This window comes from Xanthomonas sp. WHRI 8932A, from assembly GCF_035012785.1.
Taxonomy (GTDB): Bacteria; Pseudomonadota; Gammaproteobacteria; order Xanthomonadales; family Xanthomonadaceae; genus Xanthomonas.
Genome location: NZ_JAYGQQ010000004.1, coordinates 126,006 through 140,655 on the forward strand (window position 1 = coordinate 126,006; position 14,650 = coordinate 140,655).

Consider the following 14,650-nt stretch of genomic DNA (forward strand, 5'->3'; position numbering starts at 1 on the left):
CCCAACCCCTGCAGGCTCTCCACGACAGCCCGCGCGGCAGCGCGAACCAGATCCCATGCGCCGGATGGCCACCAGGCCCAAAAACGCAGCGCGCCGCCTCGGTGGGCGGCGCACTGAAGCCACAGCAGCGGTGGATCAGCCGTGGCTGTGTTCGGCCGGCGCAGGCGCGCCGCCTTCGAGCTGGTCGAGGAAATCCACCGCGCGGCGCAGATGCGGGATCACGATGGAGCCACCGACCACCAGGCCAACCGAGAAGGTCTCGAAGAACTCTTCGCGGGTGACGCCGGCCTCCTTGCATTGCGCCACGTGGTAGCTGATGCAGTCGTCGCAACGCAGCACCATCGAGGCGACCAGGCCGAGCAGCTCCTTGGTTTTCACATCCAGCGCGCCGGCCTGGTAGGTCTGGGTATCCAGCGCGAAAAAGCGCCGCACGACCTGATTGGGCTCGGCCAGGATTCGCTGGTTCATGCGCTGGCGGAAGTCGGTGAACTCGCGCAGGCGATCGGCGCTGCCGTCGTCGGAACCACTCATGCCTGGCCGCCCGCAGCGGAGAACAGCGGTTCGAGTTTGCCCGCGCGGTGCATGGCCATCATGTCGTCGTAGCCGCCCACGTGGGTGTCGCCAACGAAGATCTGCGGCACGCTGGTGCGTCGCGCCAGGGCGACCATTTTGTCGCGCTCGACCGGGTCGAGGTCGATCCGCACCTCGGTCCAGGTCTGGCCCTTGCTCTTGAGGAAGTTCTTGGCCGCCACGCAGTAAGGGCAGATGGCGGTGGAATACAGGGTGATCTGCGGGCCGGTGGCCGCGTCCTGCCCGGTGTGGTCTTGGCTCACAGGAAACTCCGTGGTGGGTCTGAGGTCTGATACATGGTAGCGGGCGACTGGAATTTCCATGTCGTCACCGCAACACTGTGGATTAATTGCCGATTCACACCGCTGCGCTGCGCTGCCCGCATGCTCCGCGCACCACCTGGGAGTTTCACTTGCGCCTGCTTCCGCTCGCCACCGCCCTCACCCTGGCCCTCGCCATGGGCGTGGCACCTGCCCAGGAAAGCCGCCTGCCCGATATCGGCTCGTCGGCGGGCGAGCTGCTGACCCCGGCCCGTCAGGCCGAGTACGGCAAGATGATGCTGGCCGAGTTGCGCAACTACGACTACGTGCTGGACGACCCGTTGATCGGCGACTGGCTGCAGACCATGGGCACCCGCCTGGGCGCCAACAGCGACCAGCCGCAGCAGCCATTCACCTTTTTCATGCTGCGCGACCGCCAGATCAACGCGTTCGCCACGCTGGGCGGCTATATCGCGGTCAACGCCGGGCTGGTGCTGACCGCCGAGCGCGAGGATGAAGTGGCGGCGGTGCTGTCGCACGAAATCGCCCACGTCACCCAGCAGCACGTGCTGCGCGGAGTGGAGCGGGCGCAGCGCGACCAGATTCCGATCCTGCTCGGCATGCTGGCGGCGGTGGTGGCGGCGCAGCAGGCCGGCGGCAATTCCAAAGGCGATGCCACCATGGCCACCATCACCAGTGCGATGGGCCTGATGCAGCAACGCCAGATCGACTACACCCGCTCCAACGAATCCGAAGCCGACCGACTGGGCATCCGCACGCTGGTGCGCAGCGGCTACGACGTGGACGCGATGGCCGGCTTCTTCGAGCGCATGTCGGTGGCGATGCGCGCCAACGAGGGCGGCTATAGCGCGCCGGACTTCCTGCAGACCCACCCGGTCACCACCACCCGCATCAGCGAGGCCAAGGCGCGCGCCGAGCAGATGAAGAAGAACACCGTGGTGTTGACCACCTCGGTGCCGGGCGGAACGCGCCAGGAGCGCGTGGATCCGTCCGACCCGTCGTTGTCGGAACCGTTGAGCCGCAATGGCAACGCGCTGCTGCCGTATGCGCTGCGGCTGCCGGTGGATGCGTTGAGCCGTGGCGGCGATCAACAGAGTTTCGACTGGGCCAAGGAACGTCTGCGCGTGCTCAGTGCGAGCACGCCCGATGCGGCCATTCGCGAATACGAAAACCTGCGCCGCAGCGCCAAGCAAGGCCTGACCGATGCGCAGCGTTACGGGCTGGCGCTGGCACAGCTGCGCAACAGCGGAAGCCGGCCGAGCGAGCCGGTGGCCGAGCTGGCCGGCCTGCTGGAGGCGCATCCGGACAACCTGTGGCTGGCGTTGGGCCTGAGCGAGGCGCAGGCGCGCGTGGGGCAGCGCGAGGCGGCCAATGCGCGCTTCGATGCGCTGCTCAAGCGGCTGCCGAACAACCGTGCGGTGGCGTTGACCTATGCCGGCGCGCTCAACGAACAAGCCAGCAAGGAATCCGGCCAGCGCGCGCGCCAGGTGCTGGAACCCCTTCTCTACCGCAACGGCGAAGACCCGTTGCTGCAGCAGACCTACGCCCGCGCCTGCGAACTCGCTGGCGACCATCTGCGCGCCAGTGAAGCCTATGCCGAATCGGCGTCGTTAAACGGGCGCCCGGAGCAGGCCCTGATCCAGCTGGAAGCACTGAAAAAGAAGGATCTGGATTATGTGACCAGGGCGCGTGTGGATGCGCGCATCGCTGCGATTACGCCCACCGTGCTGGAGCTGCGTCGCCAGGGCATTCGCGACCCGGATCTTTCCACGCGTTGACAGCTGGCACGTGATTGGCGCCGACGGCGGCATGCGGCACCCGGGCCTGGAAGCGCTCGCAACGGCTCAGCCCGCTTCGCAAAATGGCAGCCTGCCTACAAGCAGCGCCAGCGATGTCACATTAGAGTCACAAAACCGTAGTCTACTGGCGATCACCAAAGCCAGACGGTAAGCCCCGCGTGCAAAAACGCATTCTAATCGTCGATGACGAACCCGCGATCCGCGACATGGTGGCGTTCGCGCTGCGCAAAGGCGAGTTCGAGCCCATCCATGCCGGCGACGCGCGCGAAGCACAGACCGCCATTGCCGACCGTGTCCCCGACCTGATCCTGCTGGACTGGATGCTGCCGGGCACCAGCGGGCTGGATCTGGCGCGGCGCTGGCGCAAGGAACAGCTGACGCGCGAGATTCCGATCATCATGCTGACCGCGCGTGGCGAAGAGAACGACCGTGTCGGCGGGTTGGAAGCCGGCGTCGACGACTACGTGGTCAAGCCGTTTTCGGCGCGCGAGTTGCTGGCGCGTATCCGTGCGGTGATGCGCCGCACCCGCGAGGACGACGAAGACGGCAGCGTGGCCGTGGGTCGGCTGCGCATCGATGGCGCGGCGCACCGCGTGTTCGCCGGCGATGCGCCGGTGCCGATCGGCCCGACCGAGTACCGCCTGCTGCACTTCTTCATGACCCATCCGGAGCGCGTGTACACCCGCACCCAGTTGCTGGACCATGTCTGGGGCGGCAGCGTGTATGTGGAAGAACGCACCATCGATGTGCACATTCGCCGCCTGCGCAAGACGCTGGAACCGTTCGGCCTGGAAAACATGGTGCAGACCGTGCGTGGCTCGGGCTATCGTTTTTCGTCGGCAACTTAAGTACGTGCCGCACGGCAACCCGGCCGCTGCCTGGCCGGGTTGGCTACCTACCTGACGCTTCGTGGTAACGCCTTCCATGCCCCAACATATCCGTTCCGCCTGGCTCAAGACGCTCGGCACCCTTGCGCTGTTATTGGGCGCTGCCGTCGTAGCGGGCGTGCTGATCGGGCATGTGTGGATGGCACTGACGCTCACCGCGCTGGGCGTGCTGGCCTGGCATTACTGGCGGCTGCGCCAGGTGCTGCGTCGCCTCACCGCACGCCAGCGTGCCGAACCTGCCGCCGGCGTGGGTGCCTGGAACGAACTGGACCGTCTGCTGTATCGCAGCCAGGCCGAAATGCGTGGGCGCAAGCGCCGCTTGATCGACATGCTGCGCACCTACCGCGCCGCCGCGCAGGCGCTGCCGGATGCGGTAGTGGTGGTGGATCGCAACAGCCAGCGCGTGCAGTGGTTCAACAAGGCGGCCGGCGGCCTGCTCGGCTTGCATCATCCCGGCGACATGGGCGTGTCGGTGGTGGAGCGGCTGCAGCCGTTGCCGCTGGCGCACTGGCTGGCAGCCGGCCGCAACGCCGAGCCGATGCTGGATGCGGCCTCGCCAGTGGACCCGGATCTGCGCCTGAATCTGCGCCTGATCCCCTACTCCGACGACTACTGGCTGTTGGTGGCACGCGATGTCAGCAAGCTGCTGCGTCTGGAACAGGTACGTCGCGATTTCGTGGCCAATGTGTCGCACGAGCTGCGCACGCCATTGACGGTGGTGCACGGCTATCTGGACATGCTCGATCCGGAGGACTTCCCGGACTCCGGCCCGATGCTGGCGGAGATGCGCAAGCAGTCGCAGCGCATGGCGCAGCTGGTCGAAGATCTGCTGACCCTGTCGCGGCTGGAATCGCAGGAAGAACTCGGCGAAGAACACGTGGCGATGGCGCCGATGCTTTCGACACTCCGCCGCGAGGCCGAGGCGCATAGCCAGGGCCGGCATACGGTGGACGTGATTGATGAGGCCGGTGTGGATCTGCTCGGCTCCAACAAGGAATTGCACAGCGCGTTTTCCAACCTAGTCACCAACGCGGTGCGTTACACGCCCGGCGGCGGCACGGTGACGATACGTTTCATGCGCGAAGGCGATGGCGCGGCGTTGGCAGTGCGCGACACCGGCTACGGCATTCCTGCCTCGCATCTGCCGCGCATCACCGAGCGCTTCTATCGCGTGTCCAGTAGCCGCTCGCGCGAGAGCGGCGGCACCGGGCTGGGGCTGTCGATCGTCAAGCACATCCTAGGGCTGCATCAGGCACGGCTGGAGATCGAAAGCGAAGTGGGACGCGGCAGCGAATTCTCGTGCCATTTTGTGGGCGCACGCGTCGTGCAGCGCGAACAGTCCCTGCCACTGTCACGCTTGGCATGATATGTAGGGAGTGCGCGTCGTCGCGCGACGCGATGCACCTGCGCAACGCACGTTGCACGCGCTGCACCGCAACGCGCCTGTAGCAACACCGCACACCAACTCGTCTTGATGACCGACTCCATGGGCCACGCCAAACAACTGCACGACGTCACACCTTCCGAAGACATCGCCACCGATCCCTTGCGTGATCCGGCGCTGTACATCAATCGGGAACTGTCGCAACTGGACTTCAATTTCCGGGTGCTGGCGCAGGCGCTGGACGAACAGGTGCCGCTGCTGGAACGGCTGCGGTTCCTGTGCATTTCGTGCACTAACCTGGACGAGTTCTTCGAGATCCGCGCCGCCACCGTGCGGCATGCGCAGGAGTTCGGCCTGCCGCCGGCGCCGGACGGATTGAGCCCCACGGCCATCCTCAATGCAGTGCACGACCGCGCGGCCAAACTGGTGGAACAGCAGTACCACGCATGGAATGACGTGCTGCGCCCGGCGATGGAAGAGGCCGGCGTTGCCGTGCTCGGCCGCGCGACGTGGACCTCGCGCCAGAAGCGCTGGTTGCGTGCCTACTTCCGCAACGAAATCATGCCGGTGCTGTCGCCGTTGGGTCTGGACCCGGCGCATCCGTTCCCGAAGATTCTCAACAAGACCTTGAACATCGTGGTGGTGCTGGAAGGCCAGGACGCGTTCGGGCGCGCCGGCCATCTGGCCATCGTGCGTGCGCCGCGCTCGTTGCCGCGCATCATCCAGTTGCCGGCCAGCCTGTCGCCGGAGGGTGCGCAGAGTTTTGTGTTCCTGTCCTCGGTGTTGTCGGAGTTCGTCGACGAATTGTTCCCGGGCATGCAGGTCAAGGGCTCCTACCAGTTCCGTGTCACCCGCAATTCCGAACTGGTGGTGGACGAAGAAGAAGTCGAAAACCTGGCACTTGCACTGCGCGACGAGCTGGTCACGCGTGGCTACCGGCCAGCGGTGCGGCTGGAGATTGCGCACGATTGCCCGGCGCCGATCATGCGCACCTTGCTGCAGAACTTCGGCTTGAACGAGAACGCGGTGTATCGCATCGTCGGGCCGGTCAATCTGAGCCGCGTCACCCAGGTCTACGACCTGGTGCAGCGCCCGGAGCTCAAGTACCCCTCGTTCAACCCGCGCACTTTGCGCGACAGCGAGGGCATCTTCCAGATTGTCAGCAAGGGCGATGTGCTGCTGCATCATCCCTTCGATGCGTTTACCGCGGTGCTGGATGTGATTCGCCAGGCCGCCGTTGACCCGAACGTGCTGGCGATCAAGCAGACGCTGTATCGCACCGGCAAGGATTCGCTGATCGTCGATGCGCTGATTCTGGCCGCGCGCAACGGCAAGGACGTCACCGTGGTGGTGGAGCTGCGCGCGCGCTTCGACGAAGAGGCCAACCTGGGCCTGGCCGACAAGTTGCAGGAAGCCGGCGTGCAGGTGGTCTATGGCGTGGTCGGTTTCAAGACCCACGCCAAGATGCTGCTGATCGTGCGGCGCGAGGGGCGCAAGCTCAAACGCTATGTGCATCTGGGCACCGGCAATTACCACAGCGGTACCGCGCGTCTGTATACCGACATCAGCCTGATCACCGCCGATGCGGAGATCGGCAACGACGTGCACATGCTATTCCAGCAGTTGTCCGGGCTTGCCCCGCGCATGAAGCTGGAACAATTGCTGCAGTCGCCATTTACCTTGCATGCCGGTGTGCTGAAGCGGATCGAACGCGAGACCCGCCTGGCGCGTAACGGCCGCCCCGGCCGCATCATCGCCAAGATGAATGCCCTCAACGAACCGCAGGTGGTGCGTGCGTTGTATTCCGCCTCGCAAGCCGGGGTGCAGATCGATCTGATCGTGCGTGGCGCCTGCACGCTGCGGCCGGGCGTGCCGGGTGTGTCGGACAACATCCGCGTGCGTTCGATCGTGGGGCGGTTCCTGGAACACAGTCGTGTCTACTGGTTCGGCAACGACGGGGCGGCCGAGTTGTACTGCGCCAGCGCCGATTGGCTGGAACGCAACCTGTTGCGCCGCGTGGAAACCTGCTTCCCGATCCTGGACCCGGATCTGGCCAAGCGCGTCTATCGCGAAGTGCTGCAGAACTACCTGGACGACAACGTCAGTGCCTGGGAACTGGATGCCGAAGGCGTGTACCACAAGCGCACCCCCGGCCCTGGCGAACCGGCCCATTCGGCGCAGATGACCTTGCTCGATCGGATCTGAGAACGCCGCGGCCGTGGCCTCTCACGTGGCCGACCGCCCATCGGCTACCATGCGGCCATGCCAACGCCCTCCCCCACGATTCCGCCCCTGCGCGACGGCGATTTTCTTGCCGCCATCGACTTAGGGTCCAACAGTTTCCACATGGTCATTGCGCGCTACCTGATGGGTCAGCTGCGCGTCGTCGACCGCCTGCGCGAAACCGTGCGCATGGCCGACGGCCTGGATGGCAAGGGTGGCCTGTCCAACGAAGCGCGGCAACGTGCGCTCGAATGTCTGGCGCGCTTCGGTCAACGCATCCGTGAAGTGCCCTCGCTGCGCGTGCGCGCGCTGGCGACCAACACGGTGCGTCAGCTGCGTTCGCCGCAAGCGTTTTTGATGCCGGCGGAAACTGCGCTCGGGCATGCGATCGAAGTGGTCAGCGGGCGTGAGGAAGCGCGCCTGATCTACCTGGGCGTTGCCCATGCGCAGCCGCCCAAACCCGATCAACGCCGGCTGGTGATCGACATCGGCGGTGGCTCGACCGAATTCATCATCGGCCGCGGGTTTCAGACGCTGGAACGCGAGAGTCTGCAGGCCGGCTGCATCGCCAGTACACGGCGGTTTTTCCCGGGCGGCAAGCTGTCGAAGAAAAAATGGAAAGATGCGCTGACCGAGATCGGCGCCGAATTTCAGCAATTTGCTGGCCAGTACAAGGCGCTGGGCTGGCATGAGGCGATTGGCTCGTCCGGCACGCACAAGGCGATCGGCGACATGTGCGCGGCGATGAAGCTCACCAAGGGTGCGATCACCGCGCAGGCGCTGCCGGCGCTGCGCGATGAGCTGCTCAAGGCCAAGCGCATCGAAGATATCCAGTTGCCCGGCCTGGCGGCCGAACGCCGGCCGATCATCGCCGGTGGAATTCTGGTGCTCGAAGCGGCCTTCCAGGCCCTGGGGCTGGAGAAGCTGATGGTCAGCAAGGCGGCGATGCGCGAAGGCATCCTGTACGACATGCTCGGCCGCGGCGGCGAAAACGACCCGCGCGATAGCTCGGTGGCCTCGCTGGTGCAGCGCTACGGCATCGATGAGGTACAGGCGCAACGCGTGGAAGCCACGGCCTGCCGCCTGTTCGATCAGGTGTGCGAATCCTGGCAGCTGGATGGCGACGACGCGCAGGTGCTGCGGCGTGCCGCCCGCCTGCACGAGCTGGGCCTGATCATCGCGCACAGCCAGTACCACGTGCATGGCAGCTACATCCTGGAACATTCGGATATCGCCGGTTTTTCGCGGCAGGAACAACAGGTCGTCGCCTCGCTGGTGCGCACGCATCGGCGCAACGTGCCCAAGACCGCCTTCGACGCGCTTCCCGACCGACTGCTGCTGCCCACCCGCCGCAAGGCTGCGCTGCTGCGGCTGGCGGTGCTGCTGCACCGTGCGCACGAATCGGACCCGATTCCGACACTGGAACTCACCGCCGACGACACGCGGCTGTCGTTGATCCTGTCGCAAAGCTGGATCGATTCGCGCCCGCTGCTGCGCGCCGATCTGATCGGCGAAGTCGAAAGCATGGCCGGCCTGGGCATCGCGTTCAAACCGTTTGTAACCTGAGGCCTGCGGCCTCAGGCGGGAATCGGGAATGGGGATTCGGGAATAGTCGACCACGGGGCTCTGAGAAGTTTCTGACTGGCGGCGATTACGCCGAACGAATGCAGCACGCTGCCTTTGCGATTCCCGATTCCCCATTCCCGGCTCCACTGTCACTGCCGCGTCTTGTCGGCGCAACATCAATGCCATCGCCCTGCCGGAAGCTAGCGAAAACGGGAGAGCGGCATGCGCTACGCGATCGTTACCGAAACCTATCCCCCCGAGGTCAACGGTGTTGCGCTGACCGTCCACGGCCTGGAAACCGGCCTGCGCGCACGCGGACATCAGGTGGACGTGGTGCGTCCACGTCAGAGCAGCGACACCGGCACATCCGATGCGTTGCTGGTACGTGGCGCTGCACTGCCGCGCTACCCGGGGCTGAAATTCGGGCTGCCAGCGACCCAGCGACTCATCCGTCATTGGCGAACGACGCAACCGGATGCGATCTACGTGGCCACGGAAGGCCCGTTGGGCTGGTCGGCGATGCGGGCGGCACGCCGGCTGGGCATTCCGGTCGCATCCGGCTTCCACACGCGCTTTGACGAATACCTGCCGAACTACGGTGTCGCCTGGCTGCAAGGCACCGCGCTACGCTGGATGCGGCGCTTTCATAACCAGGCCGACGCCACGCTGGTGCCGACGCGCGAGCTACAACAGTTGCTGCGCGACGACGGCTTCGAGCGCGTGCAGTTGCTGGCACGTGCGGTGGACAGCCAGCAGTTCGATCCGGGCCGTCGCGATCATGCCTTGCGCGCAGAATGGGGCATCGAAGGCGAAGGCTTTGCGGCGATCTATGTGGGACGGATCGCCAACGAAAAAAATCTGCCCTTGGCGGTGCAGGCATTTCGCAAGTTGCAACAGGTCCGCCCGAAAGCGCGCTTTGTGTGGGTCGGCGATGGCCCGGCGCGCGCAAAGATCGCGCATGAGAATCCGGACTTCATCTTCTGCGGTGTGCAGCGTGGCGATGCCTTGGCGCGCCATTTTGCCAGCGGCGATCTGTTCCTGTTTCCCAGCCGCAGCGAGACCTTCGGCAACGTGACCCTGGAGGCGATGGCCAGCGGTGTGGCGACGGTTGCCTTCGACTACGGTGCCGCTCGCGAATACCTGCGCAATGGTCAGACCGGGGCGGCCGTCGACACCGATGCGGCCTTTATCCAGGCCGCCGTCGCGCTCACCCAAGACGACGCGCTGCGCCAACGCCTCGGTGCGGCGGCGGCGCAGGCGATGAAAAGGCTGCATCCGGACAATGTGGTGTCCGACTTCGATGGCTTGTTGTTGGGCATCACTGCGGCACGGGGGCGTTATGTCGTCAACGCGGCTTGAGGTCTTGCGCGGCCACGAAGCGCGCTGGTGCCGGCGCGCAAATCACTGGTGCCGGCGCCACCCGGTACGCCGCGCATTCGCCACCGTCAGCCGGCTGGGCGATGGCGTGTTCTGGTACAGCCTGATGGGCATTCTGGTGCTGCTCGACGGCATGGACGGCGTGCGCGCATCGGCGCACATGGCCGCTACCGGCGTGCTCGCATTGACCCTGTACAAGGCACTCAAACGCTGGACCCGCCGCCCGCGCCCGTATGCGGCCGACGTGCGTATCCGCGCCTGGGTGGCACCGCTGGACGAGTTCAGTTTTCCGTCCGGCCATACCTTGCATGCGGTGTCCTTCAGCATCGTGGCGCTGGCCTATTACCCATGGCTCGCACCGTTGCTGGTGCCATTTTCGGCATGCGTAGCGCTGTCGCGCGTGGTGCTCGGGCTGCATTACCCCAGCGACGTACTGGCCGCCACGGCGATCGGGGTGGGACTGGCAAGCCTGTCGTTGTGGGGGCTGCCGGCGCTGATTGGGTAGCGCTGTGTTGCGACACTGCACTGCGCGTCCTCGCATGTGCCCTCGCTTCATGCCCTCATCGTTTTCCGCAGGAGAGCGGACTCTGCCCGAGTTGCCTGCGCAGGCATGCCCCGCTGCAATGCGCTAATCGCCCGCTCACGCAATCGCAGTTCCCGCGCCTCGCCATCCGGCGGTCGCGCCGTACAATGGCGCGATGACGACACTGTTCATTTCCGACCTGCATCTGGATCCGGCCCGGCCGGCGATCACCGCGCTGTTTCTGGATTTCCTGCGGACGCAGGTGCCCGGTAGCGATGCGCTCTACATCCTTGGCGATCTGTTCGAAGCCTGGATCGGCGATGACACGCCGTCCACCGCAGCAGACGAGGTGGCGGTGGCACTGCACGCAGTGGCCGATTCCGGCGTCCCGGTCTTCTTCATGCCAGGCAACCGCGATTTCCTGGTGGGCGAGGCCTACGCACAGCGCGCGGGCTTCCGCATCCTGCCCGACCCCACCGTGATCGATCTCTACGGCCATACGACGCTGCTGATGCACGGCGACCTGCTGTGCACCGACGACACCGCCTACCAGGCATTCCGCACGCAGACGCGCGACCCGGCGTTCCAGGCGCAGTTTCTGGCGCAGCCGCTGGCAGCGCGCGTGGCGTTCGCGCAGCAGGCGCGTGCGGCCAGCCAGGCCCGCTACGCCGAACTCAAGCAGGGCGACCAGGCGCAGCTCGAAACCGTCACCGACGTGTCGCCGGCCGAGGTGGAAGCGACCTTCGCGCGGTACGGGCTGGATCGCATGATCCACGGCCATACCCATCGCCCTGCAATCCACACCCTGCAAGCCGGTGGCAACACCTGCACGCGCATCGTGCTGGGCGACTGGTACGAGCAAGGTTCGGTGCTGCGGGTGGATGCCGATGGCGTTGCGTTGGAGCAGTTGCCGCTTTAGATCCGGCACTCGCAGCTGCACCTGCATGCAGGGATCGCGCCGCGGTGAGCCCTGACGCCACCGGTTGTGCGCGCGTCGCCGCTGCTATCCGCATCGCAGGCCTCCGCATCGCAGGCCAATCGTGACTCATGCTTCGCAAGCACGACAGCGTGCCACCGGATACCGGCAAGGACGTTCGGTAAGGCCAGCCAATGAAGAGCGCGTTCAAAACGACGCAGCACGCGCGTTCCGCATTTCAATCCGAGTGTCGCAGCGAGTCCACCCGGCATCGGACATATCGATGAATCGCGCTGTTGAAGGGCCGCACTTGGCGACGCTCATCGACAACGGACGCCGCTAGCAATAGCGCGCTTTGGTACGGGAATCCTCAATTCTCAGCGCCCGGCGGCAACCCAACGCGGGCGCGGACTCCTGCCTGACCAAACCACTTCAACGCGTCACTGCATGCTGCGCGCACGCTCGGCGTAGTCGACGAAATCCGCATTGACCACGTCGTACCAGAACAGTGTGCCGTCGGCCTGGACGCGGAAGCGGTCACGCACCGGGCTGGTCTGCGGGTCGCCTGGGCAGCCGTCGCCGTGGCGTTCGTGCACGGCAAATTCAAACACGTCCGGCGATGGCGGATCGTCTTGTTCGGCCATGATGCTGATGCAGTTGTCCGGGTACACCTTGTCGCTCTGCAAGCGCGTTTCGAGTACCTGCAACGCACGCGCTTCGGCAGCGTTTTCGGTGGTCGGCGCTGGCGCCGCAACTGCGGGCTTGGGTGGAGTGGCGGCGGGCTCGGCCGGTTGCTGTTTGCATCCGGCAACTGCCAGCGCGGCCAGGCACAGCAGCACATAACGCGAGGACATGGACATGAGTGCTCCGCTGACGGGACGTGGCCGGCAGGTGCCGACGGTGCGTCTAGTCTGCGCGATCACCGCGCTCGGGTGTAGCGCAATGGCCCGACACCTGTCGGTGCCGGGCCATCGCAATCACACAAACAATCGGCGAACGCCGCAAAGATCAGCGGAAGCCGGCGATCGTGGCTTTGGTGTTGACCAGCACGCGCTGATTGTCGGCGGTGCTGGCATTGCCCATGGGCACGCCGTTGTAGCTGATGTTGGGATTGGACCAGTAGTTCAGCCGCGGGCAGCCGCTGGTGCAGTCGTAGGCCATGATGGTGCGCCAGCTGTTGCCGTAGCGATAGCCATGACCGTAGGCATATGGCGAGGTGCTCGGGTCGTTGGTGGAATCGTGGCGGGCGCTCTGCAGATGGCCGATTTCATGCGCAAAGCTGTAGTAGCCGGTGGCGCAATCCCAGTACACCGATGCGAAGGCGCTGGCGGCCGTGGAGCCGATGCCCGAGGCCAAGCCGCAGTAGCTGCTGTTGTCCAGCACGATCACGCCCACATCGGCCGTGTAGGTGTTGCGGCTGGTGTGGATGCTGTCCATGTAACCGTCATTGGTGACGCGGAAGCGCTGCAGGTCGGTGGTGAAGTTGCCGGTTTCGGTGTAGCTGGTGGTCTCATAGCGGGCCAGCTGCAAGGTGATGCCGACATTGCTGTTGATGTAGCCCTGGTTGGCTTCGGCCACCGCCAGTTGCACCAGCGACTGCATGTTGCCGCCGTATGCCGTCACTGCCTTGTTGGTGGCCACGACCAGCACGCGGATGGTGGCCGGGCTGCCGGATGAGGCCGCCGCCGCGGTCACGCGCCCATCGCCAGGCATGTCGAACTTGGGCAGCAGGCTGTATTCGGCCGGATGTTCCTGCGGCATGCGCTGCTCGTCGACCTGCACCAGCACGTGGCGGCCATCGGCCAGCGGACGCAGGCGATACAGCTTGCCGGCGTAGCGAATGGTGCCGGTGACGGTGTCGCCGCTACGCACCAGGATGGCCGAGTTCAGCGGATCCACGCCCGACAGGGTGCGTGCTCGGGTGCCGGCACGCGGGCCGAGGTTGCCGTACCACACGCTATCGCCGCCTTCCAACGCATCCACCTTGGCCTGCGTGGCGGTGATGGTCTGGCCATCCAGCTGCAGTTCCAGCAGTTTTTCACCGGCAACCACTGCACCGGCGTCGAGCTGCACCACCTGTGCGTTGGTGGTGGACGGGGCGCTCAACAGGCGTTGCAACGAGGGTTCTGCGGTAGCGGTTGCTGCGGCGCCGCGGCTGAGTGCCGGGCCGGTTTGATACAGCGGCTTGCCGGCAGCGGCAGCCGATCCGGCCAGGCACATGGCGATCAGACCCACTGTGGTGCACATCGACTTCGACTTCATCGTCTCTCTCTCCTAAGACATGGAAGCAACGGGTGCGAAACACCGGGCCCCTGTCCCCGGGACGTCATTAGGGCGCGCCGGAATGTACCGAATGCAAGTTGTTGCAAAAGAAAATTACATTTCTGTGATGCTTGCCGATGACTGGATGCGATTCCGGCGCGCATGCGCAACGACGTAGCGCACAGTTCCGGTCGCCCGGGGTGTCGGCGATGTGCGTGCGTTGTGCCGCATCGTGGATATCGCGGCGGCGAGGGTCAGCCGGTTCACGCAGGTGCATCGACAGACTGGGAGCCGGTAGCACACCACTACGCGTCGATCAGCCGGGTGTCGGTGTTGTTCGGCTGGGCCTGCATCAGGTGGACATGCGGGATGCCGGTTCTGGGTGCGCCTTCTGCAGCCATCGACCTCTCGCTCGCGGCGTTTTGTCAGCCGCTCTAACAGCGAGGGGGTTCTCGGTTTCTTGGAAAGCTTGGGTGCTTTGACTGGGTCGGTTGCGGAGCGCTTGATCTGCACTTTATCTGCAGGGCCCTTGCCCGCCCACCATCGCGGGACACGCCGTGAATCCGTCCCTGGAGGCTCTTACGCGGCATCCATGCCGCGTAAGGTCCCGCGACGGTGAGCGGGCAAGGACCCGTCGTGATGGTCGGTGTGTCTGGTTTTCAATCGAGCTATCAAACAAGGCTCTGATGCGGTGTTTTCAGCGCTTACGGGCTCCAGAGGCGGCAGCGATGGGATTCACGGCATGTCTTCCGATTGGTGAGGGCATTGCGAAATCGACCAGCGCAGCTCGGATGGAGCCAAGCGCACGTCAACCACTCTGCGGCCCGTGCCCGACGCAACATGCGTGTACCGCTGCATGACA

General features: G+C 65.2%; 12 protein-coding genes. 8 read left to right on the plus strand and 4 right to left on the minus strand.

What is annotated here, in order from left to right:
* Positions 1-135: 135 nt before the first annotated feature.
* Both VC212_RS07700 and grxC read right to left on the minus strand, forming a co-directional pair.
* Positions 136-531, minus strand: a complete 396-nt coding sequence (locus VC212_RS07700) for a carboxymuconolactone decarboxylase family protein (protein ID WP_011036180.1) — start codon at positions 529-531, stop codon at positions 136-138.
* The gene (gene grxC / locus VC212_RS07705) at positions 528-833 is read right to left on the minus strand and encodes a glutaredoxin 3 (RefSeq protein ID WP_055845990.1); all 306 of its coding nucleotides are present in this window, start codon (positions 831-833) and stop codon (positions 528-530) included. Before grxC ends, VC212_RS07700 begins: the two co-directional genes overlap by 4 nt.
* Before the next feature lie 149 nt (positions 834-982).
* Between grxC and VC212_RS07710 the strand changes: the two genes are divergently transcribed.
* The 8 genes from VC212_RS07710 (at position 983) to lpxH (ending at position 11,529) form a co-directional block, all read left to right on the plus strand.
* Positions 983-2,629: a M48 family metalloprotease gene (locus tag VC212_RS07710; RefSeq protein ID WP_055845992.1), complete on the plus strand. Its 1,647-nt coding sequence runs from the start codon at positions 983-985 to the stop codon at positions 2,627-2,629.
* 179 nt (positions 2,630-2,808) lie between these two features.
* Positions 2,809-3,498, plus strand: a complete 690-nt coding sequence (gene phoB / locus VC212_RS07715; protein ID WP_002806631.1) for a phosphate regulon transcriptional regulator PhoB — start codon at positions 2,809-2,811, stop codon at positions 3,496-3,498.
* Positions 3,499-3,574: 76 nt separating this feature from the next.
* Entirely contained in the window at positions 3,575-4,903 is a 1,329-nt protein-coding gene (gene phoR / locus VC212_RS07720; RefSeq protein WP_323515113.1) for a phosphate regulon sensor histidine kinase PhoR, read from the plus strand.
* Between the two features lie 120 nt (positions 4,904-5,023).
* On the plus strand, positions 5,024-7,126 hold the full coding sequence (ppk1, locus tag VC212_RS07725) for a polyphosphate kinase 1 (protein ID WP_055846336.1): 2,103 nt from the start codon (positions 5,024-5,026) through the stop codon (positions 7,124-7,126).
* 57 nt (positions 7,127-7,183) lie between these two features.
* A complete protein-coding gene (gene ppx, locus VC212_RS07730) occupies positions 7,184-8,710 on the plus strand; it encodes an exopolyphosphatase (protein WP_115512381.1) in 1,527 nt (508 codons plus the stop codon).
* Between the two features lie 222 nt (positions 8,711-8,932).
* Complete coding sequence (locus tag VC212_RS07735; RefSeq protein ID WP_323515114.1) at positions 8,933-10,069, plus strand: glycosyltransferase family 1 protein; 1,137 nt, start codon at positions 8,933-8,935, stop codon at positions 10,067-10,069.
* Complete coding sequence (locus tag VC212_RS07740) at positions 10,050-10,592, plus strand: phosphatase PAP2 family protein (RefSeq protein ID WP_055846003.1); 543 nt, start codon at positions 10,050-10,052, stop codon at positions 10,590-10,592. Before VC212_RS07735 ends, VC212_RS07740 begins: the two co-directional genes overlap by 20 nt.
* Positions 10,593-10,785: 193 nt before the next feature.
* Positions 10,786-11,529: a UDP-2,3-diacylglucosamine diphosphatase gene (gene lpxH / locus VC212_RS07745; RefSeq protein WP_323515115.1), complete on the plus strand. Its 744-nt coding sequence runs from the start codon at positions 10,786-10,788 to the stop codon at positions 11,527-11,529.
* A 437-nt stretch (positions 11,530-11,966) separates the two neighbouring features.
* On the opposite strand, the gene VC212_RS07750 is transcribed toward lpxH, so the two are convergent.
* Together VC212_RS07750 and VC212_RS07755 are read right to left on the minus strand one after the other, a co-directional pair.
* On the minus strand, positions 11,967-12,386 hold the full coding sequence (locus tag VC212_RS07750; RefSeq protein WP_323515116.1) for a hypothetical protein: 420 nt from the start codon (positions 12,384-12,386) through the stop codon (positions 11,967-11,969).
* Between the two features lie 148 nt (positions 12,387-12,534).
* Positions 12,535-13,788, minus strand: coding sequence for a zinc-dependent metalloprotease (locus tag VC212_RS07755; RefSeq protein WP_055846011.1), 1,254 nt, complete (start codon positions 13,786-13,788; stop codon positions 12,535-12,537).
* Positions 13,789-14,650: the final 862 nt, after the last annotated feature.

What these genes read in the sequence shown, in the direction of transcription:
- VC212_RS07755 (WP_055846011.1), bottom strand. Translation starts at nt 13,788, where the DNA reads ATGAAGTCGAAGTCGATGTGCACCACAGTGGGTCTGATCGCCATGTGC.
- ppx (WP_115512381.1), top strand. Translation starts at nt 7,184, where the DNA reads ATGCCAACGCCCTCCCCCACGATTCCGCCCCTGCGCGACGGCGATTTT.
- phoR (WP_323515113.1), top strand. Translation starts at nt 3,575, where the DNA reads ATGCCCCAACATATCCGTTCCGCCTGGCTCAAGACGCTCGGCACCCTT.
- ppk1 (WP_055846336.1), top strand. Translation starts at nt 5,024, where the DNA reads ATGGGCCACGCCAAACAACTGCACGACGTCACACCTTCCGAAGACATC.
- VC212_RS07700 (WP_011036180.1), bottom strand. Translation starts at nt 531, where the DNA reads ATGAGTGGTTCCGACGACGGCAGCGCCGATCGCCTGCGCGAGTTCACC.
- VC212_RS07740 (WP_055846003.1), top strand. Translation starts at nt 10,050, where the DNA reads ATGTCGTCAACGCGGCTTGAGGTCTTGCGCGGCCACGAAGCGCGCTGG.
- VC212_RS07750 (WP_323515116.1), bottom strand. Translation starts at nt 12,386, where the DNA reads ATGTCCATGTCCTCGCGTTATGTGCTGCTGTGCCTGGCCGCGCTGGCA.
- lpxH (WP_323515115.1), top strand. Translation starts at nt 10,786, where the DNA reads ATGACGACACTGTTCATTTCCGACCTGCATCTGGATCCGGCCCGGCCG.
- VC212_RS07735 (WP_323515114.1), top strand. Translation starts at nt 8,933, where the DNA reads ATGCGCTACGCGATCGTTACCGAAACCTATCCCCCCGAGGTCAACGGT.